This is a genomic window from Tatumella sp. JGM130 (assembly GCF_018257525.1).
In the GTDB taxonomy this organism is placed as follows: Bacteria; Pseudomonadota; Gammaproteobacteria; order Enterobacterales; family Enterobacteriaceae; genus Tatumella; species Tatumella punctata.
The window spans coordinates 1-26,864 of the sequence record NZ_JAERJS010000040.1 but is presented as its reverse complement, the minus strand read 5'-3'; the positions used below and the strand labels follow the sequence as shown (position 1 = coordinate 26,864).

Genomic DNA, 26,864 nt, shown 5'->3' with positions numbered 1-26,864 from the left:
TGGATACCGGGATAATGAATACTTCTTCCTGAAGATAAAAGCAGCGTTCCCCGGTAAAACGCGATGAACCATTTTTTATGGGTAGAATTACCGCCGGCAACCGACTGTACTCTGCTGTATCACCAGGCGATGGCTGAACATATCAGTATTGCGCCGGGGGAACTGTTTTCCGCCACACAGCAATATCGTCATTGCTTTCGCTTTAATGCAGCCTGGCCCTGGGATAACCGGGCTGAACTGGCAGTGGAGGTGCTGGGGCGTTTGATTGCGCGGCTATGTCAGTGAGTGTTTCAGATCGTTGCCGCACGGCGCTGACCCCAGGTCAGATGATAAATATCGTAAAAATCGACTTCGCCTTTTTTCTCCTGTAACCGGGCAATGCCTTGTTTTATCCGCTGAGGAATATCCGGATCGTTGCTGATTGCCCTGAGACATTGTTCGGAAACAGCGCGGACATAGTACCATTCGCCGTTATAGCACACTCGCAGGTCAAGGGTATCAATATCTTCAAACCGGTATTTCGGATTAATGTCCATCAGCATCAGCAGGCTCATACCCAGTACGAATGCGGTAGCAAACCAGAACGCCGGCCAGCCCAGCATCTCTGTCGAAAAGATCAGCGCAGTGCACAAGGCATAACAGAGGTACATCACTAACCACAGCCACGGATGTTTACGCAAAAAAGTAAAGCTGAAACGTGGCCGGTTGTCCCGTTGTTCGGTCCGGTTAAGACGGTCGATTTCCTGCTGCAGTATCTGTTTAATCTTGTCCATACGCCCTCCGCGAGTTTGCTGTCACTTAATCACATAACTGACCAGTCAGAAAGAAACAGATGCCCCGGGGTAAACTATAACAGTTAACATTAGCTGATGTTAGTTAACCAATAACGAGGTGAGACGTAGCGGGGCTGACACAAAGGAGAATAAATTATCATGCAGTAAAGGCCGGAGATCAGCACACAGCTTCCGGTGATTATTCGCGCTGTGAAGCGGAACAGAAAGGCAGAGGAACAGCCTCTGCCTTATGGATAATCAGGCGTTTTTATTATGGATTTCGTTGTTCATATGACCTAAGTCTTTATCCAGCAGGAAGGCGCCGTTAGAGCTGTTTTCCAGCATGCCCAGTTTATCCAGTACCGTTTTGAAGATTTTTTCTTCTTCATGCTGCTCGGCAACATACCATTGCAGGAAATGGAAAGTAGAGTAGTCATGAGTGGTCATAGCGGCATGGGCCAGCTCATTAATTTTACTGGTAATTAATTGTTCATGCTGGTAAGTCTGTGAAAAAACATCGGCCAGTGATTCAAAAGTGACCGGCGGTGCTTCAATATTACCCAGAACCGGCAATGCGCCGGTATCGCTCAGGTAGTCGAACAGACGCTGCATATGATCCATTTCTTCACGGGAATGAGTTTTGAGGAATGAGGCAGCACCCTCAAATCCTTTGTCTGCACACCATGCGCTCATTTGCAGGTATAAGTTTGCTGAGTAGAACTCAAGATTCAGTTGGTCGTTCAGGCGGGCAATCATATCAGGCGTTAACATAGCAGAGACCTTTTAAACAGAGAGTAAGATTTGTAAGATTATAGTGAACAATTATGCATCACTTTTTGGGTTTTGTGAAGCTGTGGTCTGTTATTTTTTCCTTATTAATCATTAAGTTAATAATGTGAATTATTTAGTATCTGTAATGCTACTGTTTCTCATTGCTATCTGTTTTCAGCGGAAGAATGTCCCGGGTGGGTCTTTTTTCCCCGGACAGGGTAACAAATCACTGTACCCGATGATGACGGGGGATCATTCAGCCACTTTCGGCCAGGAAACTCTGCGGGCCGACATACCGTAAACGTCCGGTTTCATGTAACATGTGCTGGCAGAGTCTTGCGGTTAGCAGAAATGTTTATTGCAGCCTCTTTGCAGCGAGTACGGGATTATTGACGGATGCAGTCGCTTGCCGGTCAGTTATCTTCGTAAGAAAAGCCGGTGAAACTCTTCCCGGTCAGCGTGATTTTTCCGGAAATGCAGTACTGCGATGCCTTTCCGCCAACAGTGAAGAACCTGTTCATGGCTACAGCACCCTTTTTAGACGAAGTGGCTCGTCGCCGCACATTTGCGATTATTTCGCATCCGGATGCGGGTAAAACCACAATTACAGAAAAAGTTTTATTGTTCGGACAGGCGATCCAGACCGCCGGGACGGTAAAAGGCCGCGGCTCCAGTCAGCATGCAAAATCAGACTGGATGGAAATGGAAAAACAGCGTGGGATCTCGATCACCACGTCAGTGATGCAATTCCCTTACCGCGATAAACTGGTTAATCTGCTTGATACCCCGGGACATGAGGACTTCTCTGAAGATACTTATCGTACCCTGACGGCTGTCGACTGCTGTCTGATGGTGATTGATGCGGCCAAAGGGGTCGAAGATCGTACCCGTAAGCTGATGGAAGTCACACGGCTGCGTGATACGCCGATTCTGACGTTCATGAATAAACTCGACCGTGATATTCGTGACCCTATGGAGGTGATGGATGAAGTTGAGAATGAGCTGAAGATTGCCTGTGCGCCGGTGACCTGGCCTATCGGCTGCGGTAAGCTATTCAAAGGGGTTTATCATCTGTACAAAGATGAAACTTACCTTTATCAGAGTGGCCAGGGTCATACCATCCAGCAGGAACGTATTATCAAAGGGCTGGATAACCCGTTGCTGGATGAAGCGATCGGTGACGAGCTGGCTGCCCAGCTACGTGAAGAGCTGGAGCTGGTGAAAGGGGCCTCCCACGAATTTGAAGAACAGGCTTTTCTCGACGGACAGCTGACCCCGGTATTTTTCGGCACGGCACTGGGCAACTTTGGTGTTAATCATATGCTGGATGGTCTGGTTAGCTGGGCACCGCAGCCAATGCCCCGTCAAACGGATACCCGCGAAGTAGCGGCGAGTGATCAGAAGTTCAGTGGCTTTGTATTTAAAATTCAGGCCAATATGGATCCAAAACACCGCGACCGGGTGGCCTTCCTGCGTGTAGTATCAGGCAGATATGAGAAAGGCATGAAGATGTATCAGGTGCGTACCGGGAAAGATGTGGTGATCTCTGATGCTCTGACCTTTATGGCAGGTGACCGTGCTCACGTTGAAGAAGCCTGGCCCGGCGATATTATCGGTTTGCACAATCACGGCACGATTCAGATCGGCGACTCATTTACTCAGGGTGAGAAAATGAAGTTTACCGGTATCCCTAACTTTGCGCCGGAGCTGTTCCGTCGTATTCGTCTGCGTGATCCGTTAAAACAAAAACAGTTACTGAAAGGGCTGGTTCAGTTATCTGAAGAAGGTGCTGTACAGGTCTTCCGTCCGATAGCGAACAATGATCTGATCGTCGGCGCAGTCGGTGTACTGCAGTTTGATGTGGTAGTGGCGCGCCTGAAAAGTGAATATAACGTTGAAGCGATTTATGAATCGGTTAACGTTTCTACTGCCCGCTGGGTGGAATGCAGTGATGTGAAAAAATTCGATGAGTTTCAGCGCAAAAACGAGATTAACCTTGCGCTGGATGGCGGCGACAACCTTACCTATATCGCCCCGACCATGGTTAACCTGAATATCACCAGTGAACGTTATCCTGAAGTCACTTTCCGCAAAACCCGCGAACATTAACCGGGAATCTCTGCCGGAGCCCCGTTAGCCGGGGCCCGGGAGTATTATACAATTGTCTGTCAGCTGACGGTCAGCTGATATCTCTGCCGGGAGGCGGTGTTTATCACCGCTGATGTTATCTCTGCGGATGCGTGCATTGTCTGTATTCTCTTTCTGCGTTGCCAGACCGGAAAACTATTCCCGGATTGTGCTGCTTCTGCCTGACCACTAAAAGTGTTTATTCTGTCCTGGTCTGGTGATGGATCTGTACTGATATTACCGAAGCTGTAAAGGCCGGATGTCACTTAAGTCAAATCCTAAAAATCAGTACACCCGTAAAACTCAGCTACTATTAATATTATGTGGTTGCGGCGCCAAAGGGGGTCCGTTACAGCCTGTCATGGACAGGTCATCGGGCGTACCGGATGCAGCGACCACTCAGGAAAAATATATGAAAAACAACAGTTATATTTACCGGCTGTTATTGATTTCACTGCTATGCAGTCCCGGTGTTTATGCGGCAGACTCCCCCGGACATTCCCGGACGCCGACGGAACAACAGCAGGGGGGAGCGATTAACCGCGTAGACAAGTTTATGGATGACAGCACCATCACCGCGAAAGTCAAAACGGCGCTGGTGGATGACAAGCAGATTAACAGTACCAATCTGTCGGTTTCAACTAACCGGGGTGTGGTATCCATCGATGGTTTTGTCGCTTCACACCGGCAAATGGCGCGGGTAAAACAGCTGGCAGAATCGGTTAAAGGGGTCCGGAAGACAGAGCTTAATCTGCATCTTAAGCCGAACCAGCAGACTGACCTGAAGAGTTATGCCAGTGATACCGCGACCACCAGTGAAATTGTTGCCCGGTTGCTGGCTGATAAGCGAGTGTCTGCGCGCCATATTTCCGTGACAACAACCCACGGAGCAGTATTGCTGACGGGGAATGTCAGTGACCGGCAGCAAAAAATGCTGGCGGCGGAGATAGCCCGTAAGGTTTCCGGTGTCAGTGCAGTAAAAAACGAATTGTCTGTCAGCCACTGATTCTGTGATGGCTGCAGAGAAACCGCGATATTAACAACAATATTTTCACCGCAGGACCGGTTCTGAACACGCTTCAGAACGATTTATAAGATGAATCTATTAATGACAGTAAGGAGATGACTATGTTTCGTTGGGGAATTATCTTTCTGGTTATCGCATTGATCGCTGCAGCACTGGGTTTTGGCGGACTGGCCGGAACCGCAGCATGGGCCGCAAAAGTGGTATTTATCGTCGGTATTATCCTGTTTCTTATCAGTCTGTTCACTGGGCGTAAGAAACTCTGAGTCAGCGTTGCATCTGTTGTCATCAACCGATGATAGCAGCCGGCAAGGATGCCGGCAGTACGGTTATCCTGCCAGCTGTAAATCACCTGCCATTGTTATTATTGTGCCCTGAGGAGACGTCGTTGAAGTTTATCGACACCCATTGTCATTATGATTTTCCGCCTTTTGAGCACCATGAAGCGGCAGAACTGAAGCGTGCCAGCCAGGCCGGAGTCGAAAAAATTATTGTCCCGGCCGTCAGCAGTGCACGTTTTTCTGCTGTGATGGCGCTTGCCGGTCGTTATCAGCCGCTGTACGCCGCTCTGGGACTGCATCCTGTGTGGACGGAGCAACATTGTGATGATGATATTGACCAGTTACAGCAGTGGCTGCAACAACAGCCGGCGAAACTGGTCGCACTCGGTGAAACCGGACTGGATTACTTTACCCCGCAGCTGGCGGCATACAGCGAACAACAAATCTCGCGTCTGAAAGCACAACTGAGTCTGGCAAAACGCTATGATCTGCCGGTGATCCTCCATTCACGGCGGACACATGATCTGCTGGCGGGGTTACTCAGGCAGGCAAAGCTACCGGCGAGCGGCGTAATCCACGGGTTCTCCGGCAGCCTGTCTCAGGCGATGGCTTTTGTTAAACTCGGTTACCGGATTGGTGTTGGCGGGACTATTACTTATCCGCGGGCGGCGAAGACACGCAACACGATTGCCGCTTTACCCCTGCACGCTCTGGTGCTGGAAACCGATGCACCGGATATGCCATTACACGGATTTCAGGGGCAACCTAACCGGCCGGAACAGATCGCTGCCGTCTGGCGGGTTCTGACTGAGCTGCGTTCTGAACCTGCTGAACAGATTGCGCAAACGCTGTGGAATAACAGTCTGCGTTTGTTTCCGCGGCTGGCGGCATCCTGACAGCGGCGAAAGATACCCGCTATACTTTATGTTATTACTTTAACAATAAATCTCTGCCCATTGTGCTTCAGTCCCCCGGTACTCACTGCATATTGTGCGTTATCGTCGCATGTTAACCGCAGAGGCAGTGATTTCTTGATCCGCACCGCAATTATTGCTGATACGCTTTGTTAGAATATGAACATTAAGCAGCGAGTAATTGTGAAAATATTACCAATTACCGGTAACTTCCAGAGGAATTCTCCATGACTGATATGACCAGCATCGCACGTAAGGCGATAGGGCTGATGGATCTCACCACCCTGAATGATGATGATACGGATGAAAAAGTCACGGCCCTGTGCCGGCAGGCTAATTCACCGGCAGGGCAGACCGCCGCCGTGTGTATCTACCCGCGTTTTATCCCCCTGGCCCGCAAAGTCTTACGTGAACAGGGCACGCCTCTGGTGCGTATCGCGACTGTGACCAATTTTCCTCATGGCAACGATGATATCGCTATTGCGGTAGCAGAAACCCGCGCGGCGATTGCGTACGGGGCCGATGAAGTGGATGTGGTGTTTCCATGGCGGACACTGAAAGCCGGAGACACCCAATGCGGATTTGAGCTAGTCAGCGCCTGCAAACAGCTGTGTACAGAAGCCAGTGTACTGCTGAAAGTCATTATCGAGAGTGGTGAGTTACAGCAACCGGCGTTGATACGTCAGGCTTCAGAGATTGCGATTGATGCCGGTGCCGATTTTATTAAAACCTCGACCGGTAAAGTAGCCGTTAACGCGACTCTGGAAAGTGCAGCCATTATGCTGGAAGTGATCCGTGATAAAGGCGTTGCTGCCAGTGTCGGTTTTAAACCGGCGGGCGGAGTACGTACCACCGAAGATGCGGCAGCTTATCTGGCGCTGGCAGCAGATATTCTCGGTGATAACTGGGCCGATTCACGACATTTCCGTTTTGGTGCATCGGGATTACTGAACAGCCTGCTGAAGACCTGCGGTGCTGATGTTACGGACGCAGTATCAGGGTACTGACTGCCAGCGACAGGCCGAATATTGCCGGGAGACAATTATGTTACTGCCACAGGAAATTATCCGTAAGAAACGTGATGGTCATTGCCTGACTGATGAGGAAATTACCTGCTTTATCCGCGGGGTTACCGACCAGTCAGTCACTGAGGGACAGATAGCTGCGTTGGCGATGGCCGTCTGGTTCCGTGATATGAGTTTAGGGGAGCGGGTGGCTCTGACGATGGCAATGCGTGATTCCGGGACGGTACTCGACTGGCAGGATTTACAGTTAAACGGACCGGTGGTTGATAAGCACTCCACCGGGGGCGTCGGTGATGTGACATCACTGATGCTCGGGCCGATGGTTGCTGCCTGTGGTGGTTACGTTCCTATGATTTCCGGAAGAGGGCTCGGGCATACCGGCGGTACCCTGGATAAACTGGAGGCCATTCCCGGTATTGATATTTTTCCGGATGATCAGCGCTTCCGGCAGATCATCCGTGAAACCGGTGTTGCCATCATCGGGCAGACCCGTTCACTGGCCCCGGCGGATCAGCGTTTTTATGCGACCCGGGATATTACGGCCACCGTGGATTCAATACCGCTGATCACGGCTTCTGTTCTGGCGAAAAAGCTGGCAGAAGGGCTGGATGCGCTGGTCATGGATGTGAAAGTGGGCAGTGGTGCGTTTATGCCGGACTATGCTCAGTCAGCACTGCTGGCCAGTGCCATTGTCGGGGTGGCTAATGGTGCCGGATGCAAAACCACGGCGCTACTGACCGATATGAGTCAGGTACTGGCATCTTCGGCGGGTAATGCTACCGAAGTTCGTGAAGCAGTACGTTTCCTGCGCGGGGATTACCGCCATCCGCGTCTGCTGGAAGTGACTCTGGCATTGTGCAGTGAAATGCTGGTCAGCAGCGGTTTATCTGCCGATGAATCTCAGGCAAAACAGCGTTTAATGCAGGTACTGGATAATGGCCGTGCGGCAGAAGTTTTCGGCCAGATGGTGGCTCAACAATCTGGACCGACTGATTTTGTCGAACACTATGATCGTTATCTGCCGGCTGCGCCGGTGGTGCGTCCTCTTTACTCCCAGCGTACTGGCTATATCGGCGCGATGGACACGCGTGCGGCAGGGATGGCAATTGTCAGGATGGGCGGAGGGCGGCAGCGCAGCAGCGACAGCATTGATTACCGGGTCGGTTTTACCGGGATAAGTGTGCTGGGCCAGCAGACGGATACTCACACCCCGCTGGCGATAATACATGCTGCTGACGAAAACAGCTGGCAACAGGCTGCGATTGACCTGGAGGCTGCGATTACTGTGACAGAGCAGCCACCGAAAGAAATACCGTTAATCTATCGCAGAATCGGTTAATTAGTCGCATACTGATCTGATCAGTGTTTTTCACTCAATAGAATCTACAGGAGGCGAGCATGAAACGTGTATTTATTATGGTTCTGGACTCCTTCGGGATCGGCGCCAGCGCTGATGCGAATAAATTTGGTGATACGGGCTCAGATACGCTGGGTCATATTGCACAGGCCTGCAGTGAAGGGCGGGCGAACCAAGGACGGCAAGGGCCTTTACATTTGCCTAACCTGACTGCGCTGGGGCTGGCAAAAGCGGCGGAATTATCCACCGGTAAAATCCCTGCCGGAATGGATGCCAGTGCGCATATTATTGGTGCTTATGGTTGCGCCAGTGAACTCTCTTCCGGTAAAGATACCCCCTCAGGGCACTGGGAAATTGCCGGAGTCCCGGTGTTATTTGACTGGGGCTATTTTTCTGATGAAAAAAACAGTTTCCCGCAATCGCTGCTGGATACGCTGGTAGAAAAAGCCGGACTGCCCGGATACCTCGGTAACTGTCATTCTTCAGGTACAGTGATCCTCGACCAGCTGGGCGAAGAGCATATGCGCAGCGGTAAACCTATCTTTTATACCTCTGCTGATTCGGTTTTCCAGATTGCCTGCCATGAAGAAACCTTTGGCCTTGAACGTTTATACGAGCTCTGTGAAATCGCACGTAAAGAGCTTACCGAAGGGGGGTATAACATTGGTCGAGTGATTGCCCGTCCGTTCACCGGGCAGAAAGCCGGCGAATTTGTCCGTACCGGTAACCGGCACGATCTGGCGGTTGAACCCCCTTCAGCCACCATCCTGCAGAAGCTGGTAGAAGAAAAGAATGGTCAGGTGATTTCGGTCGGTAAAATTGCGGATATTTATGCCCAGCAGGGGATCACCAAAAAAGTGAAAGCAACCGGGCTGGATGCACTGTTTGACGCCACGCTGATCGAAATGCAGCAGGCCCCGGATAATGCGATCGTCTTTACTAACTTTGTGGATTTTGATTCCAGCTGGGGTCATCGCCGTGATGTGGCAGGATATGCCGCCGGTCTGGAATTATTTGACCGTCGTTTACCGGAACTGATGGCACAGGTAAAACAGGGCGATATGCTGATTCTGACCGCCGATCACGGCTGTGATCCGACCTGGCATGGTACCGATCATACCCGCGAACATATTCCTGTCCTGATTTATGGTCCGCAGGTAACCCCTGGTCCGCTGGGTCAGCGTGATACCTTTGCTGATATTGGCCAGACCATTGCATCATATTTCGGGCTTTCTGCTATGGATTACGGGCGTAACATGCTGTAAAAAGCATGCCTGATTTTTCACTGTCTGCCACTGCGGCAGACAATGACATGTTTGAGAGGAAAAATAACATGGCAACACCTCATATTAATGCTGAACCCGGTGATTTCGCAGATGTCGTTTTAATGCCCGGTGACCCGTTACGTGCTAAATATATCGCGGAAAACTTTTTGCAGGATGCCCGTGAAGTGAACAATGTGCGCGGTATGCTCGGTTATACCGGTACCTATAAGGGCCGTAAAATTTCGGTCATGGGTCACGGTATGGGGATCCCTTCCTGCTCCATTTACGCGAAAGAACTGATCACCGATTTTGGTGTAAAAACCATTATTCGTGTCGGGTCATGTGGGGCGGTGCGCTCTGATGTCAAATTGCGTGATGTGGTTATCGGGATGGGTGCCTGTACCGATTCAAAAGTAAACCGTATGCGTTTTAAAGATCACGATTTCGCAGCAATTGCAGACTTTGAGCTGGTACGTAATGCGGTTGATGCTGCTAAAAATCTGGGCATTGATGCCCGCGTCGGTAATATTTTCTCTGCCGACCTGTTCTACAGCCCGGATCCGCAGATGTTTGATGTTATGGAAAAATATGGCATCCTCGGTGTGGAAATGGAAGCTGCCGGTATTTATGGTGTTGCGGCAGAGTTCGGCGCGAAAGCACTGGCTATCTGCACTGTGTCTGACCATATCCGCTCCGGTGAACAAACAACGGCCGAAGAACGTCAGACTACGTTTAATGATATGATCAATATTGCACTGGAATCTGTTCTGGCCGGTGATCGGGCATAATAGCTGCCCCTGATAACGCGGAAAAGTCACGGCTGTTTTTTCGCGTTGCTTATCTTCTGTTACACTTTTCAACAAATGACACACTTTAGTCTCTTCCGGATCAACTTGGTACTGGCACTGTCTGTCTATCTCTCTATGATAGGCGTCAGTTAACGATCCTCCTCTCTGCAAACTATGTTATGTAATGAATCTGCGTAATTTCGAAATTGAAGAAAAACTGTTTATACGTCGCGCAATAACGGCTTTTGGTTTGGTGGCAGTGTGCTTTGGCATTCTGACGTATAACCTTTATCGTTTGCAGATCAAAGAACACGGTTATTATCAGACCCGGTCCAATGATAATGACATTAAAATGATCCCCATCGCGCCCACCCGCGGGATTATCTATGATCGTAACGGCACGCCACTGGTGAAAAATATTACCCAGTATGACCTGACGATCATCCCTTATAAAATCACTAATCTGAAAGCGACAATCGCCGCCCTGACGCCATTGATCGGTCTGACGCCGGATGAGCAAACGGATTTCTGGCATCGTCTGAAACTCACCAGCCGTTATAAGCCTATCATTGTTAAAGATGAACTGACGGAAGAACAGATCGCCCGTTTCTCTGTGGATGAGTATCGTTTTCCGGGAGTCAGTATTGACTCCTATCAGGACCGCCAATATCCCTACGGAGCCGCTCTGGCCCATGTGGTCGGTTATGTGTCTAAGATTAACGACAGTGATTTTAAGCGGCTGAATGCTGAAGGTATTTCTGAGAACTATGCGGCCGACCACAATATCGGTAAGCAGGGGATTGAAAGTTATTATGAGTCTGTTTTACACGGGCAAACGGGTTATCAGGAAGTAGAAGTCGATAACCACGGCCGTATTGTACGAGTATTAAGTGAGCAACCGCCAGTGGCGGGTAAAAATGTCTGGCTGACGCTGGATCTGCCATTACAACAATATATTGAAAGCCTGCTGGTGGGACAGCGTGCGGCGGTGCTGGTTGAAGACCCCCATGACGGAGCCGTACTGGCAATGGTTTCAGCCCCCAGCTATGACCCTAACCCGTTTGTTAAAGGGATCAGTTATAAAGCGTATGAGACATTACTGCAGAACAAAGATTTACCCCTGATTAACCGTGTTACCCAGGGGCTTTACCCGCCGGCGTCGACAGTGAAACCTTATATGGCGATGTCAGCGCTGCTTAACGGAGTCATTACGCCACAGACCACCTTCTTCGGCGCTCCGACCTGGACGTTGCCGGGCACTGATCGTCGCTATCGTGACTGGAAAAAAACCGGCCACGGTATGCTGAATGTGACCAAAGCTATTGAAGAGTCAGCGGATACCTTCTTTTACCAGGTCGCTTATATGATGGGTATCGACAGAATCCATCATATGCTTAGCCAGTTTGGCTATGGCAAGCTGACGGGTATTGATTTACATGAAGAATATAAAGGTCTGCTGCCCAGCCGCGAATGGAAGCAACAGGTGCATAAAAAAGCCTGGTATCAGGGCGATACAATCTCTGTCGGTATCGGTCAGGGCTACTGGATTGCGACGCCAATACAGATGGTAAAAGCGCTGGTGGCACTGCTTAATAACGGTAAGGTACTTACTCCGCATTTGTTACTTAAAGAACAGCAAGGGAACAGTGAGCAACTGTACCAGCCACCGGCACAGTCTCCTCAGATCGGCAGCCCGGATTCCCCTTACTGGTCGCTGGTGCGCCATGCGATGTTCGGGATGGCGAATGCCCCGAATGGTACCGGGTATCGTTATTTCCATACTGCGCCTTACGGTATTGCGGCGAAAAGCGGAACCTCTCAGGTCTTCAGCCTGAAACAAAACCAGGTGTACAACGCCAAAATGATTCCGGTACGTTTGCGTGACCATATCTTCTATACTGCTTTTGCTCCTTTTAAAGATCCTAAGGTAGCGGTAGCACTGATTCTGGAAAACGGCGGGGTTAACGGAGTAACAGCCGCGCCGCTGATGCGTCAGATTCTTGATCATATTCTGTTGCCTCAGACCGCGTCGCTGATACCGGGCGGAGATAAAGGAACGATACCGCAGGATATCCCGGATAACGGCGGCGTTGCAGCGGGAGCAGTGACCACCGATCAATAACAGGGCAGAGCAGTACGCTCAGGAAGGGGCGGCTGCTATATCAGTCAGATTGTTCAGTAATAAATCGAATGACGAAATTTTGCCGTAAAAACAATCAGTCAGCGTGATTTTCATGAAAACTGATTGACGCAGAACAGGGATTAGGGTTTAATGCGCCTCGTTGCCCGAATAGCTCAGTCGGTAGAGCAGGGGATTGAAAATCCCCGTGTCCTTGGTTCGATTCCGAGTTCGGGCACCACTATTTCAAAAGCCTCGCAGAAATGCGGGGCTTTGTCGTTTCTGCAGTATGGTCTGTTTATGGACCTTCCCCGGGGTACTTCAGGTGTTACCCTTAGCCCTGCTCTCTGATGTGTTTTACCTCGTTTGTCGCCTCTTTCTGGCTGGTTACTGATTTCCCAGGCTTCCTGTCTGAAGCGCCTCCGGTCTTTTCCTGACAGTTCCGGTACATGGTAATCCGCCCGAAAAACCGGTATTTTTATAAGCAGCATTTTCTACTCACCTGAATTCAGGGGGGATTTCTATGACCGGAAGGGTAGCGGATCTCAATGATCACGTTTTACTGACAGCCAGATCATCGCCATTCTTAAGCTGGCGGAAGCGGGTACTCCGGTTCCTGAACCGTGCCCCGTATTGATTCAATTAATAACTGATTTTCCGCAGATAAAAAAACGCCGACCGCAAAGTCAGCGTTTCCGTTTTGTTAAATGACACCGGTCAATGGCGTGGAGTCACACCTTTAGCACCACGAAGTAGTCCTTCGGTACTCAGGTCTTCATCCAGTTCAGGCCAGTGGATACCATAACCGGCACCACAAAGCTCCCAGTTTTGTCGCTGCTCAGCAGTACCCGCAGCAAGACGAGGGAACCAGGCAACGGGAACAGAGATACTGCGCCCGTCCATGAGGTCAACCGTCAGCCGATCATCATCAATGCAGACATTCATTACGCGAATATCGTTCTCACTTTGCAAAGTAAGCATCCCAGGCCTCCCGGAGTGTTATCTGATGTTCTTTAACCAGACGTTGTAGTTCACGAAGTTGGTGCGAAGCAAAGCCACACTACGCGCGACGCTGATATCATGTAACCATATTTTAGCGGTTGCATTACCTTTATCAATATGGACATGCGCCGGTTCATTCGGTTCATGACTGTAAAAGTAAAACCGATAGGCGCCGATCCTGAATACTGTTGGCATAATACTCTCCCTGTCAGATTACGTGTATGGCTGCCCGATTAATACCATAACCAGATCCGATAAAAGGGATGTGGTCGTCAAAATCCATCGGCATCCCCGCAGCCGGACTTCCTGAAGACAACGCCCCACCTGAGGTGGCTGACCCCCTGATACGGGCTGCTGAGGCTGTCCCCATCCTTGTTGTTAAGAATCCCGGGAGTGAGAAGAGGAGCTACCCGATTGCTGACGACTTCCCGGTATCTGCATGCTACTGTTCACGTTGACCATCACTTCTGTAGAATAACGCTCCTGACTATGCTTATCCTGCCATTTACCGGTAACTAACTGGCCTTCAATGTATATCTGTGAGCCTTTACGCAAAAATTCACCGGCCACTTCCGCCAGTTTGCCAAACAGTACGACCCGGAGCCATTCGGTCTGCTTCTTCATTTCACTGGTTTACTTATCACGTCAGCTGAAATAGTGGTTACTGCGCTGCTGCTGGATGTATAGCGTACTTCGGGGGGCTGGTCTAAATATCCGGCAAGAATGACCTGTAGTGACTTAATAGATTCGGATACGTCAGGAGATGATAACTACACACAGCGGTGTTGAATAAATCGCATTTGTGCTGAGTTGAAGGATCAGATCAGGCATTCACGTGACAAAGCAAAAGCTCAGAACCACTAACCGGAAAAGTTATAAAATCTTTTTTCAATACAAATATATATTAATATTTTAATGGTTATTTATTTATATCAGAGTTATTAAATAGCATATTAAAATAGTATGGTTTTTATGTTTTCAAATACTCAGGAGGATGACGTTTTTATTAATATTGTCTTGCCGGTGACTATCTTTCGCAACTGTTTCAGATGTCGGTAAACAGGTTATCTGTTAATAACAATATAATGGCGATAACCAGAGGGTCACCGCCATACAATAACAGCACCGAGATGTTATTTTTTCGGCGCCTGTTCGAAGGCCTTATCGGTAGTCGCTTTGAAGTTGGCAGATTTGTTTTGTTCACACAACTGTACGATCACCGGGGTAACGCTCTCAATGCCGCTGACATCCAGTACTGCGTCTTCAGGTTTTTGTTTCTGGTTCAGTGCTTCAGCGAATCCGACGGCAGTTGGCTGGAAAGACATATCCAGATTCAGAAAATCATTACAGGTCCATTTAGTAATAGGCCTGGTCTGATGTGCGGTATGATCAGCCGCAAAACTGGCTGCAGGCAATACGAGTAAAGCGGCAACAATGGCTCCGGAGAACTTATTCATCTTACTAACCTCTCTTTCTGTATTGTTAAAAGATACATCGGTGAATATAACCATAGGAAATAAAGCTATATTTTATTAAATAGCTATATTTCCATGTAATATGATGGTGTATTATTTTTTCAGCAGGTCATGAATTTCATTTTTAAAGTCATACAGTTTATTTTGCGGATGCTTTTTACATAAATCGATAACCTGCGGGATGGCGATATTATTAGTTTCCTGTAAATCAACAGTATCTCCGCCCTTATAGGTTGTTTTATCATTCAGCATCCAGAATGCAACGGGCAGCATTGCTTTGGGATTCAGATTTATAAATTCCTGGCAGGTCATATGTTCGGTATTAGTATCTGCAGCCTGAACGGCGGTTGCAGAAAAAAAAGATAATCCGGCAACAGCAAGTATCATCGCTTTGATTTTCATGAGTCTTCTCTTTTATACCTGTGAGTTAAAAGGATAGCCTTACTCATAATAGTAGTCTGACAATAGGAAATATCCAGAATAGTGAACAGATATTTTGCCGCAGGCATGTTCAGCGATACAGCGAATAGCCCAGCTGACTGGCCACCGAAGCGACCATTGCCTGAGCACGTACACTGTTGCCTTCGTTATCCAGTGGCGGTGAAAAAGCCGCAATTCCCATCACTCCGGGGACGACGGCAATAACACCCCCGCCGACACCGCTTTTTGCCGGCAGTCCGACACTGTATGCCCAGTCGCCCGAGGCACCGTACATACCTTCCATTGTCATTTCTGCGAGGATACAGGGAACGTTATCTTTCCTGAGTACCTGCTGGCGGGTGAGTGGGTTCATCCCTCTGGCTGCAAGGGTGGCGGCGAAAGTCGCCAGTTGTGTCGTGTTAATCAGTACTGAACACTGACGGGTATAAACCTCGCAGGCTTCCATAGGGTCACAATACATATAGCCGGCAGAATACAGCAGCCAGGCAATACCCCGGTTATGAAAGTTGGTACTTTGCTCCGACTGATTAACTTCTTCTGAGAGGGCGAGTGCTGAACCGGCCATTTGTTGTTGCAGATGTAAAATACGTTGCCAGCGCTGTTCAGCATCGTTTGCTTTCAGCAGACTGACCGCAGACATTGCCCCGGCATTGACTAAGGGTGATAAAGGTTTCCCGCTGTGCAGTTCTAAGGCAATAACTGAATTAAAAGGGAGTCCGGTCGGGTCGGCACCTATTTTTTCTTTAATCGCGGCAGGACCGGCTTCTTCGAGGGCCAGCGCCAGGGTACTGACTTTCGATATAGACTCTATGGCAAAGGGATAACTGCTATCACCGGCCTGATAAACAGCCCCTTCTGCAGTGACGACCGCCACGGCGCTGAGGTGTGAAGGGACTTGTGCCAGAAAGGGGATATAGTCTGCATTTTTCCCTCCTTGCAGGGAGAGTGACTCTTGCAGGGCCTGCTCAATGGACTGCCGGATGACCTGTGGATCCTGTTGCATAGTAATCTCCTGTTATAAAACAGTGTGGCGTTTACCTCATGGAGGAGTCGATAAGAGTATAGCCTTTCCTGAACCAGGGAATGCCTGATAGCAGATTACGGGTACTTATATGAGCAGGCTTAATCTACTCCCGCTCAGTACTTCCGGTTCCATGCAGAAATATTTTTCAATGGCTGTTTGATATAAGGGCTGGCTTTAATCAGGGAAAAGAGAAGCTTATTGACCAGAGTTCCGGTTTTGTCCATGGGCCGGTCGACATCCAGAAACAGGACGGCACGCCATTCATCGCTATCATTACGTACTTCATGTTCCAGAGAGTCATCAAACAGGATGACTTTACCTTCCTCCCAGTGCATTTTCTGGTCAGCCACCCTGATCCATACTTTATCCCGTTCTTCTGGCACGATAAGCCCCAGATGCACACGCACCATGGCTCGGGTCGGGCCTTTGTGAGGAACGATATGATAGCGGGGCTGTAGTATAGAAAACATGGCAGTACGCATATGGGGGATTGCACTGATCAGTGCTGCTGTTTTCGGACAGAGGGCACAGTTTGCTTCAATCCGGTTACCGTATATATATAACCCGAAAGTTTTCCAGTTGTCACCTTTGGAAATCCGTTGCTGGTCAGGAGATATTTCATGGAAGGAAGGAATATTCTGTGGTTTTTTCAGTAATATATCTAATTCTCCGCGGATTTCCCGCCAGTTATTTTCCAGTAAATAAACCCAGTCGAAAGCGGAGTTGTCAATTTTTGGAGTAGTTGCAATAAGTGAATGTTTTGTCTGGAAATAGTTATTCCAGCGTAAGAATTTTTTCCCCGTTTTTATCAGTAAACGACGATAAAAAGCCGGGCGTGATGCGGGCTGCATAATTATATTCCTGTCATAATAAATTAATATATGCACTATGATGATGGAATGCCCGGATAAACAGATTAATCATATTTATAAGTGCTACTCAGGGTATTTACTGAATGCTGGGTAATTAATGGAGATAATCTGATATCTGTGGTTATTTATTCCTTCATACGGCACCTGAAATAAACTGTCTGTAAAATGCCATCAATGCCCCTGTGTTTTTTATCAAAACTGGCGAAGGAGTCAGTTTTGATACTCTGCTTTTTTCCGCCAGGCTCCGGGGATAAAGGCAGGGTAAGGTTATTGCAGATAGGGATCCTTTGCGGCTGGCATGGATCGGTGATTGCTGATCCCTTTATTTTATGCAGGAAGATCAGAGCAAATGGATCCGATCAATATAAGTAAATCCTTTTGAATCAGAGGTTTTAAAAAATTGCACACTAAAAGGTGATCAGGATGACCCGTCCATAACACAGCACATAGCAACAGTAATAAACGGGGTTGTGATACTTTACCGGGCGGCAGATAAACCACTATTACTGGACCTGCCATTTTTTATCAGTCGTGTTACCTGTGGCTTCCCGTCACCTGCCGGGGACTATATTGCACAAAGAATTGATCTTAATTAGTTATTGATTGCGTATCCGGTAACAACCTGTTTTATCCGGGGCAGTAGTGATTCGATGACAGAAGAAGGTATCGCTGACGGTGATATGCTGATTGTCGATAGCTCACTGACCGCCGGAGCGGGTGATATTGTGGTGGCCTCATTGGCGGGGCAAGTTTACGGCCTTCTTTACATCTCAGAAGAATGAATCCCCGCTGGTCTCTGTGACGGATGCTGACCCGTTTGAGAGCTTCGGTGTGGTTAAACATGTCATTAAAGGTATTGAGCAGACAGATAATTTACCCTGCCCCTGTAGGCATGTATCAGCTCAGTGGGTGATAGTGAACAACAGTTCACGCAGCCAGCGATAGCCGGGATCACGGTGTGTTCGTTCATGCCAGATTGCAGTTTTACTAAAGCCTTTAATTGCCAGTGGCGGCGGCATGACTGTTAAGCCCGGCAGATTACGTGCCAGTCTTTGCGGTACCACACTGATCAGCTCACTGACTCGCAGTATTTCGGGCAATACCAGAAAACTGTACACGGAAAGTGCTATATGCCTGGAACGGCCAATCGCAGCCAGCGCATCATCGGTGACTCCGTGAAAACTGTCACCGGTGTAGGAGAACAGTGCATGATCCATGGCACAGAAACTATCAAGAGTCAGTGCTCCGGGCTGTGCCAGCGGGTGTTCTTTCCGTAATAAACACACATAGTATTCTTCATACAGCTGTCTGGCATGTAAATCGGGCAGCGCAGTTTCCGGAGTCACCAGGGCAATATCGATATCCCCGCGTTCAAACTGTGCTGCCAGTTGCTCATTATTCACGGGCAGAACCGCTACGCGAATATGCGGTGCCTGTAACTTCAGCGCTTCTATAAAAGGAACGACCACAGCCCGCAGAGCATAATCAGTGGCTGCAATTTTAATGGTTATTTCTGCGGTTAGCGGGTCAAAGGTCTTTGGCTGCAGTAATCCACTGATTTCTGTGAGTATATCTTTCACTGGTTGCTGCAATTCCAGTGCCCGTAATGTCGGGATAATCCCCCGCTGTGTACGGGTAAAAAGCGGATCATTAAAATATTCCCGCAGGCGGTTCAGCATGCCACTGACGGCGGGTTGTGTCAGTGATAACCGTGCTGCTGCGCGGGTTACGCTGCGTTCGTCCAACAGGGCATCAAGTGTTTTGAGTAAATTAAGATCGACAGTACGGATATCGTTGTGCATTGGCTTCTTCGTCATGTAAGCCCGGTTTATGTTTAACATTGTATGTGACGGGTCATATACAGTTCTACAGTGCCGGGCTGAACAAGTGACCGGTTCACGGACAGCATAATGCTTCCGTTTGTATTCTGTGATTAAGATATCACCACAGAGAATAATAGAAATAAAAAATGGTGATTGGTCTTATTTCTGCATTGACAGGATACTTTATTTGTCTGCTACCGGAACGTGTAGCATCCTTATATAGAGAAAATTGTATGAAAATGAATGGGATTAACTGGCCGGAAGGTTTTGTTCCTGGCTTTACTGACAATTACTGCTCAAATGAAGTCATTGTATCCGGTCTGACGACCCGGGATATCTGGCCATTGCTTACTACTCCGGCACGATGGCCGGATTACTATAAAAATTCCGCCAACGCACGGTATTATGACAATAAAGGTCCGCAATTGGCGGCAGATATGCGCTTCAGTTTCGAGACGTTTGGCTTCCATGTCGAAGCGCAGGTCACGGAATATTGTGCACCAGATAGCGGAGATGTTGCTCGTGTTTCCTGGCATGGCTGGTCAGGTGAGACGGGCAGTGATGAACGTCTGGATGTACTGCATGCGTGGCTGGTGGAGGATCTTCCTGGCAACCGTGTCCGTATTCTTACCCAGGAAACTCAGAACGGGCAGCCGGCTGTTGAACTGGCAAAGACCACTCCTAATCCGATGATCAATGGTCATCAGGAGTGGCTGGATGGTCTTATTACTGCAGCAAAAGCGCTGAAATAAAAGCGTTTACCGGAACAGAGTCACTTCTGTTCCGGGGGAGTCTCTCCGGTCCCGGTTATCAGAGGAAACGCTCAGTCCTGGCGGGGGGATGCTGCCGACGAAGTACAGAAAAACGCGATTATAACCATGAGCAGTACCGGCAGCATTGCCATCCTTAATCCGGCATACTGGCCGAGAAACCCGAGGCAGGGCGGGCCGACCAGAAAAGCAATATAACCCAGTGTGGCAGCAATAGTGACCCGCAGGTTACTGTTTTTCCCTTCCCCGGCAGCAGAGATCGTCAGGGGGAAGCCCAGAGAAGCGCCAATCCCCCACAATATCACTGCAACAGCTGCCAGCCATTGGACGGAAGAAAAAATCACCAGTAATAAGCCGCTGACAGCAGATAAAGCACTGAATCTCAGCATACGGACGCGCCCGAAGCGGCGTACAAAGCTGCCACCGATAAAGCGGCCCAGTGTCATTCCGGCCGTAAAACCAACGTATACCAGGGTACCGGTAGTATGGCTGAAGTGATAACCGTCGGTCATCAATAAAGGAACCCAGTCATTAGCAGAACCCTCAGCCAGTGCCATCGCCAGAATAACGACGCCCAGCAGCAGTAATCGCTTATCACGTAGTTCGTTGAACACCTGGGACTGATAGCTTCCTGACTGAGGTTGTTCCGCAGCCTCTTTTTCACTCTGCCAGTCAAGGCGATTGATTAGCGGAAAAATACAGACCAACAGCAGACCGGCGATTAACGTAAAATGCCACTGAGGTGGCAGGTTTAAGGCAGCCATCAGCATTCCGGTAACAGCTCCCGCCAGAGTACCGCCGCTGAAAAAACCATGAAGTATCGTCATGACGGGTTTATTCTGCTGTCTCTCGAAGGCTGAAGCTTCAATATTGATGGTGATATCAGACAGTCCGGCACCGAAACCAAAAACAGCCAGTGCAAAAAATGCCAGCACAATATCCGGTATAGCCATACTGAATGCCAGTATTAGCAGACCGGCAGACAGCAAAAGGTATCCCCATAGCATGATCCTGCGGATACCGAAACTGTTAATCAGTTTACCTGCCAGTAAAATTCCTGCCATAGAGCCGCAGGAAAAGCCGAATAGCATTAATCCCATTGACTCAACCGGCGCCTGTAACAGATCCCGCATTGCAGGGGTTCTGCTGACCCAGCTCGACCAGCTAAGGCCGGGTAAAAACATTAATGCAAATAGTGCGATTTGCTGAATATGAGGGTTCGGACGCTGAATATTTCCCATTATTTTCCTGAGTGGACGGTGAATCTGGCAACAGCAGATAACGGTACTGCGTATTTTACATGGCGTCGAACCATTAACACCATGATGGTGGATATTCTGTCGGCAGTAATTTTTTTTGCGACCTTTATCACATTTAATAATAAAAAATATTTTCTTATGTAACTTCCGGAGAGCAGCTAAGGTTGTTTTTTAATAGAAAATTAACAGTTAGCCAATAGAAGGAAAATACCTCACCAAACCCATAAACATGATAAATAAGGATTTATTTTAAAATAAAATAATATAAATGATAGTTATTATCATTTATGTTTACATTTATATATATGGTCGTACAATAAATGCTCTTCGGTGCAGCAATTTATTGTTACATTTTTGTTCCTGCGGTGCCGGTGAAACATGACTCATGTTATTCAACAAATGGATTGATGATAATGACAACATTTCGTGTCAGACCTCTGGTTATGGTGATGGTTACGGCAGTATGCCCTGTCGCTGATGCCGCAGATAAAGAAACGCTGGTGGTTACTGCGACAGGTTTCGAACAGAAAATACAAGATGCACCGGCATCCATCTCGGTAATCAGTAAGCAACAAATTGAAGATAAGGCATACCGGGATATTACCGATGCCCTGAAAGATGTGCCCGGAGTCGTTGTTACCGGGGGAGGCAGCAGCAGTGATATCAGTATTCGTGGTATGTCTTCCCAATACACTTTATTTCTGGTAGACGGGCGACGGGTCAGTACCCGCGGAACCCGGCCAAACAGTGATAATGCAGGTATCGAACAGGGCTGGCTGCCACCGCTGGAATCTATCGAACGAATTGAAGTGATCCGTGGCCCGATGTCATCACTGTATGGTTCTGATGCAATGGGGGGGGTGATCAATGTGATCACCAAAAAAACGCATAACAACGGTAAATGGCGTGGATCTCTGCATGCAGATACCACATTGCAGGAAAACAGCCGTTCCGGGGATCTTTTCCAGACCGATGCGTATGTTTCAGGTCCGCTGATTGATGGGCTGCTGGGACTTAAGCTGAGTGGTTTACTCTCCCGGCGGCAGGAAGATAAAATTCTTAATGGTTATAATGAGCAGCGGATGCGTAACGGGGCTGCCACCTTTACCCTGACACCGGACGACAGAAACAGCTTCGCAGTTGATATGGCGAGGGAATTACAGGACCGGAACAGCACCCCGGGGAAATCGAAGGCCATAGAAACCTGTCGTGGTACCCGATGTACCCCCAACAGCCGCAGTGAAAATCGTTATGAACATACCAGTTATGCCCTGACCCACAATGGTTACTATGACTCGCTAAATACGACCAGCTACCTGCAACAGGAAGAAACGAATAACCCTGTACGGGAAATGAAATCTTATAACACAACCTTTAATACCCAGAACCAGCTATTACTGGATAAGCATACTCTTACGCTGGGGGGACAGTATCGCTACGAAAAATTACGGGATAATGGTAATCAGCTTCAGTCTGCACAGGGACTGAATAAGCTGACTCGCTGGAGCTATGCTATTTTTGCGGAAGATGAATGGGCAATTACCGGCGGGCTAAGCCTGACTGGCGGGTTGCGTATGGACCAGGACGAAAATTACGGAACACACTGGACTCCGAGGGGGTATGGTGTCTGGCATCTGAGTGACCAGTGGATCCTGAAAGGGGGAATTTCTGCCGGTTACCGCTCTCCTGATTTACGTCAGTCTTCGGCCAACTGGGGACAGACGACTGGCGGCGGGCGGCTTAACGGTATTATTGTCGGTAATCCGGACCTGAAACCGGAAAAAAGCCTCAGTGAAGAGATCGCCTTACTCTGGGATAATGGTGATACTCTGAATGCCGGTATTACCTTGTTTAATACGGATTTTAAAGACAAAATAACCGAAGTTCGCCGTTGTAACAGCAGTGCCGAACCCTCCTGTACTATCGGTAATACCTCTTATGATTTTGTCAGCGACAGGGTCAATGTAGATAAAGCAACAATGCGTGGAGTGGAATCGACATTTGGCTGGCAACCGGCAACCGGCTGGCAACTGACAGCAAATTATACTTATACCCGCTCAGAACAGAAAAGCGGACAATTTTCTGGTAAACCCTTAAACAAAATGCCTGAACATATGTTCAATGCTGTGCTGAACTGGCAGGCCCGTGAAGATTTATCTTTCTGGAGCCGGATAAACTTCCGTGGTAAAAGTTCGGAATATCTCAGTCGTACCTCTATGGCACAGGGCGTCCCTTCCTATAGTTTTGTTGATATAGGCACCCGGTATAATGTAAGTAAAGAACTTTCAGTAGTTGCCGGAGTATATAATATCTTCGATAAGGAAATTGATTATTCGGTGTATGATACGGTACTTGACGGCAGGCGTTATAATCTTGGTATAACCTACAGCTTTTGATCAGTGAACATCACCGGCCATATATATATGGCCGGTGATGTTTATTTTTAATATTGTTTACGTGGCGATGGTTTTTTCCTTTCAAAGCACGTTACTCTCCCATTTACCTCTGGATAATACTGAAGTCATCCTGCTGATTGTTGTTAGGATAATTACAGTTATAATCACAGCCTGAAATACTTCTTCTGACTTACTTGTAAATAAATCCTGCCGGCAGAGCACTGTTTTTAATAGTGGATATGATAAAAATAATCTCAATTGTTAAAACGTAAATACTTAAAATAAACGATCTTTTATCTTAAGTTAAATAAAATAGCAACGCCTAAATCTTTTTGTGTTTATGTTTTTAGTTTTTTATTCTGCTTCATGGTTGTAGTATGGTTTTTTTACCCAAAACAGATGGTTTACATAGCATTAAAAAGGAAATATTATCTGCTTGTATAAGCAATGGGGCTGAAAAAATCTTATTTTAATGCACAATTTTCCTGGCAGTTAAATAAGAGGTTATGGATATCCGGCCGTATTCCGGGAACAATAACAAGGACTTTTTGATACCGGTAAAATGATGAAAAAAGAACATATAGATCAGATGGTAAGAGGCTAGCTGGTCGGGCCTTTTCAACCTTCAGTGTTTTATTCTGAACATGTCGAAGTTGCGGTGAAACACTATGTTACCGGGGATTATGAGCCCGCGCATTATCATAAAATTTCCACCGAAATAACGATGATAATCACAGGGAATGTCATGATGAACGGGAATAATTACCGTTCCGGCGATATTGTGACTATTTTACCTGAAGAGATAACAGATTTTAATGTGTTAGAGAATACCACGACTCTGGTGGTGAAACTTCCTGCGGTGAAAAATGATAAATACAGCGCTGAGGTGATTGTATGATTAATATCGTTATACCCATGGCCGGACGTGGAAGTCGTTTTTCTTCTGCCGGTTATAAGGATCCCAAACCATTAATCATGCTTAATAATAAACGGATGATAGAAGTCGTCATCAATAATCTCCGACCTGCAGCAGAACACCGGTTTATTTTTATTTGTCAGAAATCACATATTTCCGACTATGCTGCAGACGAAATACTGAGTTCAGCTGCTCCGGGGGCAGTGATTATTCCATTAGAAGGGATAACTGAAGGTGCTGCCTGTACAGTATTAGCCGCGAAAGAATTTATTAATAACGATGACCAGTTAATGATTGCCAATTCTGATCAGTGGGTAGATATCGATATTAACCACTATTTACAGCAGCTGGATGATCAACAGCTGGATGGATTAATTATGACGATGACTGCCAGTGATCCTAAGTGGTCCTATGCATGTTGCAATCATTCTGGCCAGGTTATTTCGGTGGTAGAAAAACAGGTTGTGTCGGATCAGGCGACAGTCGGTATCTATAACTACCGCAGAGGCAGAGATTTCTGCCATTTTGCCGGACAGATGATCCGCCAGAATGATCGCAGCGCAGGGGAGTTCTATGTCGCTCCCGTTTATAACTATATGCTGGCTGAGGGCAACTCCCGGCTTGGGATCCTTAATATTGGCAGCGAAATGGACGGCATGTATGGTCTGGGGACACCTGAGGACTTGCAAAAATTCTGCAGCCTGCCGGTTTTCCGCCAGTCTGTATCGTTCTGATAACCGGGCAGGCTGGAAACAAATATGAGAATTATTCGTTACAGACATGACAGAAAACTCAGGGTCCCGGTCCTGAATCGTTGTTACAGCGGCCATCTTCCGCAAGCCGAAGAGGGTACCCGTATGACGGTGATTAGTTTTTCTGCCTTTGAAGGTAAAAAAGCAGATAAAGAATACGTGGTAAATGGCTGTTCACGTTTTCTGTTAAAAGATATTCACCATGTTGCACTGATTAACGTGCAGAACGATTCTTCACTGTATGCCCATCTGTTGTGGGATATCACTCATCAGATGCCAGTCGGGGCCCGTCTTTATATTAAAGAACAGATCCCTTGTGACAGTCTGCTGGAGCGTCGTTATTACCAGCGGGCTTTTACTGAAGTTGAAGCCCGTGATGGATTCAGGGTATATCTCAAGCAGCACCCGCTGACGGCAGAGCAGGACAGGGGGCTGGAACAGTGGAGTTTTTGTATTCCGACAGGACCTGAAGATCCGACATTTCTTAATGCCTGTGTGGAACGTATTCTGCAGCTTAATTTGCCGGAATTCGAGATTATCCTGTGCGGAACGCCCCATGCCGATTTTCTTTTTTATGATCAGGTCCGGATTATCGGCCAGGAAATTACTGCTCCGCCGGTACATATTACCCGTAAGAAAAATGCACTGGCACAGGCCGCCCGCTTCCCTAATCTGTGTATTATCCATGACCGGGTGATGCTGCCACTGAACTTTTCTGAAGCAGTGTTGCGTTTTGGTGACTTTTATCCGATGACCGGCTTTCAGTCATTCTATTTTGCCGATCAGTATAATCTCATTCCAAGAAAATATTCAGATTTCAATACGATAGAGCAGGACCTGACCCGGGAGCTGAATATCCGGACAGTAACGAAAAAAGATACCGCACTGATCAGTAAACTTTTTTACTGCTACCAGCATCCGGCCAGAAGCCAGTTCGGCCATGATTATCTGACCGGCAGCCTGTATTTGTGTAAAAAATCAGTCTGGCTACACTCCCCACAGAATGAACAACTGTACTGGAATGATTATGAAGATATAGAACAGGGGATACGTTGCAGCGATGATGGTATACCTTCTATCATTAATCCGCTGACGGTGACCCAGAGTATGAACGCCCGCTCGGTGATTCATTACTACGGTTGTGTAGCCGTAAAAGATTACCGGGGAAGAAACCGTATGAGTCGCAGTATTATGGAAATACTGCCGTTTGTGCGAAAAAAACCGTTATTCCGCCTGTCAGATGAGCAGGCCCGCGGGCGTATTTATCAGTTTGCCTGTAAGTACGGGGCCACCCGCCAGGTCTTACAGACCATATCTTCATCAGGAATGAGCGGACTTGCCCGGTTCTTACTGATAAAGAATGTGATTAAAGAAATTACAGTAAAATTGTCCCGGACCAGTGAGTTTATCAATGATTTTAGTCGTCTTATTCTGTGTGAAGAGATAGCACCTAATGAACTGATTCAGATTTTACGGGTAATGAATTCCTCAGCCAGTCCTGCAACTAAGAAAAGCACACTGGTGGGAAGCTTTATTCTTAATAACCAGTTGTCACATTCATGGTTTTACTCACCGTTTTACAGAAATAATGATGACTGGTTTATTAAAAAAACAGGTAATGATTCCAATTTATTGATAGTGATTTATTGTCATGTAGTACCCGATGACTTTGTCATGCAGTTCAACTGAC

Annotated in this window: 26 protein-coding genes, 1 tRNA gene and 1 pseudogene; 17 read left to right on the top strand and 11 right to left on the bottom strand. The window is 47.8% G+C overall.

Annotated features, from left to right (window positions below):
* Window positions 1-63: 63 nt before the first annotated feature.
* The gene (locus JK211_RS14820) at window positions 64-285 is read left to right on the top strand and encodes a hypothetical protein (protein ID WP_212709442.1); all 222 of its coding nucleotides are present in this window, start codon (window positions 64-66) and stop codon (window positions 283-285) included.
* Between the two features lie 5 nt (window positions 286-290).
* Here the strand turns inward: JK211_RS14820 and JK211_RS14815 are convergent, their stop codons facing one another.
* Together JK211_RS14815 and ftnA are read right to left on the bottom strand one after the other, a co-directional pair.
* The gene (locus JK211_RS14815) at window positions 291-773 is read right to left on the bottom strand and encodes a YlaC family protein (protein ID WP_212709441.1); all 483 of its coding nucleotides are present in this window, start codon (window positions 771-773) and stop codon (window positions 291-293) included.
* 258 nt (window positions 774-1,031) lie between these two features.
* Window positions 1,032-1,544 (bottom strand): non-heme ferritin, encoded by a 513-nt coding sequence (gene ftnA / locus JK211_RS14810; protein WP_212709440.1) that lies wholly within the window; start codon window positions 1,542-1,544, stop codon window positions 1,032-1,034.
* A 519-nt stretch (window positions 1,545-2,063) separates the two neighbouring features.
* Here ftnA and prfC point away from each other — a divergent pair.
* The 10 genes from prfC (at window position 2,064) to JK211_RS14760 (ending at window position 12,685) form a co-directional block, all read left to right on the top strand.
* Window positions 2,064-3,653: a peptide chain release factor 3 gene (prfC, locus tag JK211_RS14805; RefSeq protein ID WP_212709439.1), complete on the top strand. Its 1,590-nt coding sequence runs from the start codon at window positions 2,064-2,066 to the stop codon at window positions 3,651-3,653.
* 430 nt (window positions 3,654-4,083) lie between these two features.
* Window positions 4,084-4,677, top strand: coding sequence for a molecular chaperone OsmY (gene osmY / locus JK211_RS14800; RefSeq protein WP_212709438.1), 594 nt, complete (start codon window positions 4,084-4,086; stop codon window positions 4,675-4,677).
* 122 nt (window positions 4,678-4,799) lie between these two features.
* Window positions 4,800-4,961: a DUF1328 domain-containing protein gene (locus JK211_RS14795; RefSeq protein ID WP_212709437.1), complete on the top strand. Its 162-nt coding sequence runs from the start codon at window positions 4,800-4,802 to the stop codon at window positions 4,959-4,961.
* Window positions 4,962-5,083: 122 nt separating this feature from the next.
* Window positions 5,084-5,872 (top strand): TatD family hydrolase, encoded by a 789-nt coding sequence (locus JK211_RS14790; protein ID WP_249213815.1) that lies wholly within the window; start codon window positions 5,084-5,086, stop codon window positions 5,870-5,872.
* A gap of 245 nt (window positions 5,873-6,117) precedes the next feature.
* A complete protein-coding gene (gene deoC / locus JK211_RS14785; RefSeq protein ID WP_212709435.1) occupies window positions 6,118-6,897 on the top strand; it encodes a deoxyribose-phosphate aldolase in 780 nt (259 codons plus the stop codon).
* A gap of 37 nt (window positions 6,898-6,934) precedes the next feature.
* A complete protein-coding gene (gene deoA / locus JK211_RS14780; RefSeq protein WP_212709445.1) occupies window positions 6,935-8,254 on the top strand; it encodes a thymidine phosphorylase in 1,320 nt (439 codons plus the stop codon).
* A 59-nt stretch (window positions 8,255-8,313) separates the two neighbouring features.
* The gene (deoB, locus tag JK211_RS14775; protein ID WP_212709434.1) at window positions 8,314-9,537 is read left to right on the top strand and encodes a phosphopentomutase; all 1,224 of its coding nucleotides are present in this window, start codon (window positions 8,314-8,316) and stop codon (window positions 9,535-9,537) included.
* A 68-nt stretch (window positions 9,538-9,605) separates the two neighbouring features.
* Window positions 9,606-10,325, top strand: a complete 720-nt coding sequence (gene deoD / locus JK211_RS14770) for a purine-nucleoside phosphorylase (protein ID WP_212709433.1) — start codon at window positions 9,606-9,608, stop codon at window positions 10,323-10,325.
* Between the two features lie 184 nt (window positions 10,326-10,509).
* Window positions 10,510-12,447, top strand: a complete 1,938-nt coding sequence (gene mrdA, locus JK211_RS14765) for a penicillin-binding protein 2 (RefSeq protein ID WP_212709432.1) — start codon at window positions 10,510-10,512, stop codon at window positions 12,445-12,447.
* 162 nt (window positions 12,448-12,609) lie between these two features.
* A tRNA-Phe gene (locus tag JK211_RS14760) sits at window positions 12,610-12,685 on the top strand.
* 476 nt (window positions 12,686-13,161) lie between these two features.
* Here the strand turns inward: JK211_RS14760 and JK211_RS14755 are convergent.
* The 7 genes and pseudogenes from JK211_RS14755 to JK211_RS14725 all read right to left on the bottom strand — a co-directional run bounded on the left by JK211_RS14755 (window position 13,162) and on the right by JK211_RS14725 (window position 17,237).
* Window positions 13,162-13,425 carry a DUF2442 domain-containing protein gene (locus JK211_RS14755; RefSeq protein WP_212709431.1) on the bottom strand — a complete coding sequence of 88 codons (264 nt, stop codon included), beginning with the start codon at window positions 13,423-13,425 and terminating at the stop codon, window positions 13,162-13,164.
* Window positions 13,426-13,443: 18 nt separating this feature from the next.
* Complete coding sequence (locus JK211_RS14750) at window positions 13,444-13,641, bottom strand: DUF4160 domain-containing protein (RefSeq protein ID WP_249213814.1); 198 nt, start codon at window positions 13,639-13,641, stop codon at window positions 13,444-13,446.
* Window positions 13,642-13,654: 13 nt separating this feature from the next.
* A pseudogene (gene ssb / locus JK211_RS14745) lies at window positions 13,655-14,189 on the bottom strand (single-stranded DNA-binding protein).
* 390 nt (window positions 14,190-14,579) lie between these two features.
* Window positions 14,580-14,903 (bottom strand): acid-activated periplasmic chaperone HdeA, encoded by a 324-nt coding sequence (gene hdeA / locus JK211_RS14740; protein ID WP_212709430.1) that lies wholly within the window; start codon window positions 14,901-14,903, stop codon window positions 14,580-14,582.
* A 111-nt stretch (window positions 14,904-15,014) separates the two neighbouring features.
* The gene (gene hdeB, locus JK211_RS14735; RefSeq protein ID WP_212709429.1) at window positions 15,015-15,323 is read right to left on the bottom strand and encodes an acid-activated periplasmic chaperone HdeB; all 309 of its coding nucleotides are present in this window, start codon (window positions 15,321-15,323) and stop codon (window positions 15,015-15,017) included.
* 109 nt (window positions 15,324-15,432) lie between these two features.
* Entirely contained in the window at window positions 15,433-16,365 is a 933-nt protein-coding gene (gene glsA, locus JK211_RS14730; RefSeq protein WP_212709428.1) for a glutaminase A, read from the bottom strand.
* Window positions 16,366-16,499: 134 nt separating this feature from the next.
* On the bottom strand, window positions 16,500-17,237 hold the full coding sequence (locus tag JK211_RS14725) for an aspartyl/asparaginyl beta-hydroxylase domain-containing protein (protein WP_212709427.1): 738 nt from the start codon (window positions 17,235-17,237) through the stop codon (window positions 16,500-16,502).
* A gap of 671 nt (window positions 17,238-17,908) precedes the next feature.
* Here JK211_RS14725 and JK211_RS17135 point away from each other — a divergent pair.
* On the top strand, window positions 17,909-18,040 hold the full coding sequence (locus JK211_RS17135; protein WP_343878094.1) for a S24 family peptidase: 132 nt from the start codon (window positions 17,909-17,911) through the stop codon (window positions 18,038-18,040).
* A gap of 120 nt (window positions 18,041-18,160) precedes the next feature.
* On the opposite strand, the gene JK211_RS14715 is transcribed toward JK211_RS17135, so the two are convergent.
* Window positions 18,161-19,060 (bottom strand): LysR family transcriptional regulator, encoded by a 900-nt coding sequence (locus JK211_RS14715; RefSeq protein ID WP_212709444.1) that lies wholly within the window; start codon window positions 19,058-19,060, stop codon window positions 18,161-18,163.
* 260 nt (window positions 19,061-19,320) lie between these two features.
* On the opposite strand from JK211_RS14715, the gene JK211_RS14710 reads away from it, so the two are divergent.
* Entirely contained in the window at window positions 19,321-19,833 is a 513-nt protein-coding gene (locus JK211_RS14710) for an SRPBCC domain-containing protein (RefSeq protein WP_212709443.1), read from the top strand.
* A 71-nt stretch (window positions 19,834-19,904) separates the two neighbouring features.
* Here the strand turns inward: JK211_RS14710 and JK211_RS14705 are convergent, their stop codons facing one another.
* A complete protein-coding gene (locus JK211_RS14705) occupies window positions 19,905-21,092 on the bottom strand; it encodes an MFS transporter (protein WP_212709426.1) in 1,188 nt (395 codons plus the stop codon).
* 431 nt (window positions 21,093-21,523) lie between these two features.
* Here JK211_RS14705 and JK211_RS14700 point away from each other — a divergent pair, with 431 nt between their 5' ends.
* The 4 genes from JK211_RS14700 (at window position 21,524) to JK211_RS14685 (ending at window position 26,863) form a co-directional block, all read left to right on the top strand.
* Entirely contained in the window at window positions 21,524-23,506 is a 1,983-nt protein-coding gene (locus JK211_RS14700; RefSeq protein ID WP_212709425.1) for a ligand-gated channel protein, read from the top strand.
* A gap of 745 nt (window positions 23,507-24,251) precedes the next feature.
* A complete protein-coding gene (locus JK211_RS16940) occupies window positions 24,252-24,404 on the top strand; it encodes a hypothetical protein (protein ID WP_249213813.1) in 153 nt (50 codons plus the stop codon).
* Entirely contained in the window at window positions 24,401-25,156 is a 756-nt protein-coding gene (locus JK211_RS14690) for a glycosyltransferase family 2 protein (protein ID WP_212709424.1), read from the top strand. Before JK211_RS16940 ends, JK211_RS14690 begins: the two co-directional genes overlap by 4 nt.
* Before the next feature lie 24 nt (window positions 25,157-25,180).
* Window positions 25,181-26,863, top strand: coding sequence for a hypothetical protein (locus JK211_RS14685; protein WP_212709423.1), 1,683 nt, complete (start codon window positions 25,181-25,183; stop codon window positions 26,861-26,863).
* Window position 26,864: the final 1 nt, after the last annotated feature.

What these genes read in the sequence shown, in the direction of transcription:
- JK211_RS14820 (WP_212709442.1), top strand. Translation starts at nt 64, where the DNA reads ATGAACCATTTTTTATGGGTAGAATTACCGCCGGCAACCGACTGTACT.
- JK211_RS14815 (WP_212709441.1), bottom strand. Translation starts at nt 773, where the DNA reads ATGGACAAGATTAAACAGATACTGCAGCAGGAAATCGACCGTCTTAAC.
- ftnA (WP_212709440.1), bottom strand. Translation starts at nt 1,544, where the DNA reads ATGTTAACGCCTGATATGATTGCCCGCCTGAACGACCAACTGAATCTT.
- prfC (WP_212709439.1), top strand. Translation starts at nt 2,064, where the DNA reads ATGGCTACAGCACCCTTTTTAGACGAAGTGGCTCGTCGCCGCACATTT.
- osmY (WP_212709438.1), top strand. Translation starts at nt 4,084, where the DNA reads ATGAAAAACAACAGTTATATTTACCGGCTGTTATTGATTTCACTGCTA.
- JK211_RS14795 (WP_212709437.1), top strand. Translation starts at nt 4,800, where the DNA reads ATGTTTCGTTGGGGAATTATCTTTCTGGTTATCGCATTGATCGCTGCA.
- deoC (WP_212709435.1), top strand. Translation starts at nt 6,118, where the DNA reads ATGACTGATATGACCAGCATCGCACGTAAGGCGATAGGGCTGATGGAT.
- deoA (WP_212709445.1), top strand. Translation starts at nt 6,935, where the DNA reads ATGTTACTGCCACAGGAAATTATCCGTAAGAAACGTGATGGTCATTGC.
- deoB (WP_212709434.1), top strand. Translation starts at nt 8,314, where the DNA reads ATGAAACGTGTATTTATTATGGTTCTGGACTCCTTCGGGATCGGCGCC.
- deoD (WP_212709433.1), top strand. Translation starts at nt 9,606, where the DNA reads ATGGCAACACCTCATATTAATGCTGAACCCGGTGATTTCGCAGATGTC.
- mrdA (WP_212709432.1), top strand. Translation starts at nt 10,510, where the DNA reads ATGAATCTGCGTAATTTCGAAATTGAAGAAAAACTGTTTATACGTCGC.
- JK211_RS14755 (WP_212709431.1), bottom strand. Translation starts at nt 13,425, where the DNA reads ATGCTTACTTTGCAAAGTGAGAACGATATTCGCGTAATGAATGTCTGC.
- JK211_RS14750 (WP_249213814.1), bottom strand. Translation starts at nt 13,641, where the DNA reads ATGCCAACAGTATTCAGGATCGGCGCCTATCGGTTTTACTTTTACAGT.
- hdeA (WP_212709430.1), bottom strand. Translation starts at nt 14,903, where the DNA reads ATGAATAAGTTCTCCGGAGCCATTGTTGCCGCTTTACTCGTATTGCCT.
- hdeB (WP_212709429.1), bottom strand. Translation starts at nt 15,323, where the DNA reads ATGAAAATCAAAGCGATGATACTTGCTGTTGCCGGATTATCTTTTTTT.
- glsA (WP_212709428.1), bottom strand. Translation starts at nt 16,365, where the DNA reads ATGCAACAGGATCCACAGGTCATCCGGCAGTCCATTGAGCAGGCCCTG.
- JK211_RS14725 (WP_212709427.1), bottom strand. Translation starts at nt 17,237, where the DNA reads ATGCAGCCCGCATCACGCCCGGCTTTTTATCGTCGTTTACTGATAAAA.
- JK211_RS17135 (WP_343878094.1), top strand. Translation starts at nt 17,909, where the DNA reads ATGACAGAAGAAGGTATCGCTGACGGTGATATGCTGATTGTCGATAGC.
- JK211_RS14715 (WP_212709444.1), bottom strand. Translation starts at nt 19,060, where the DNA reads ATGCACAACGATATCCGTACTGTCGATCTTAATTTACTCAAAACACTT.
- JK211_RS14710 (WP_212709443.1), top strand. Translation starts at nt 19,321, where the DNA reads ATGAATGGGATTAACTGGCCGGAAGGTTTTGTTCCTGGCTTTACTGAC.
- JK211_RS14705 (WP_212709426.1), bottom strand. Translation starts at nt 21,092, where the DNA reads ATGGGAAATATTCAGCGTCCGAACCCTCATATTCAGCAAATCGCACTA.
- JK211_RS14700 (WP_212709425.1), top strand. Translation starts at nt 21,524, where the DNA reads ATGACAACATTTCGTGTCAGACCTCTGGTTATGGTGATGGTTACGGCA.
- JK211_RS16940 (WP_249213813.1), top strand. Translation starts at nt 24,252, where the DNA reads ATGATGAACGGGAATAATTACCGTTCCGGCGATATTGTGACTATTTTA.
- JK211_RS14690 (WP_212709424.1), top strand. Translation starts at nt 24,401, where the DNA reads ATGATTAATATCGTTATACCCATGGCCGGACGTGGAAGTCGTTTTTCT.
- JK211_RS14685 (WP_212709423.1), top strand. Translation starts at nt 25,181, where the DNA reads ATGAGAATTATTCGTTACAGACATGACAGAAAACTCAGGGTCCCGGTC.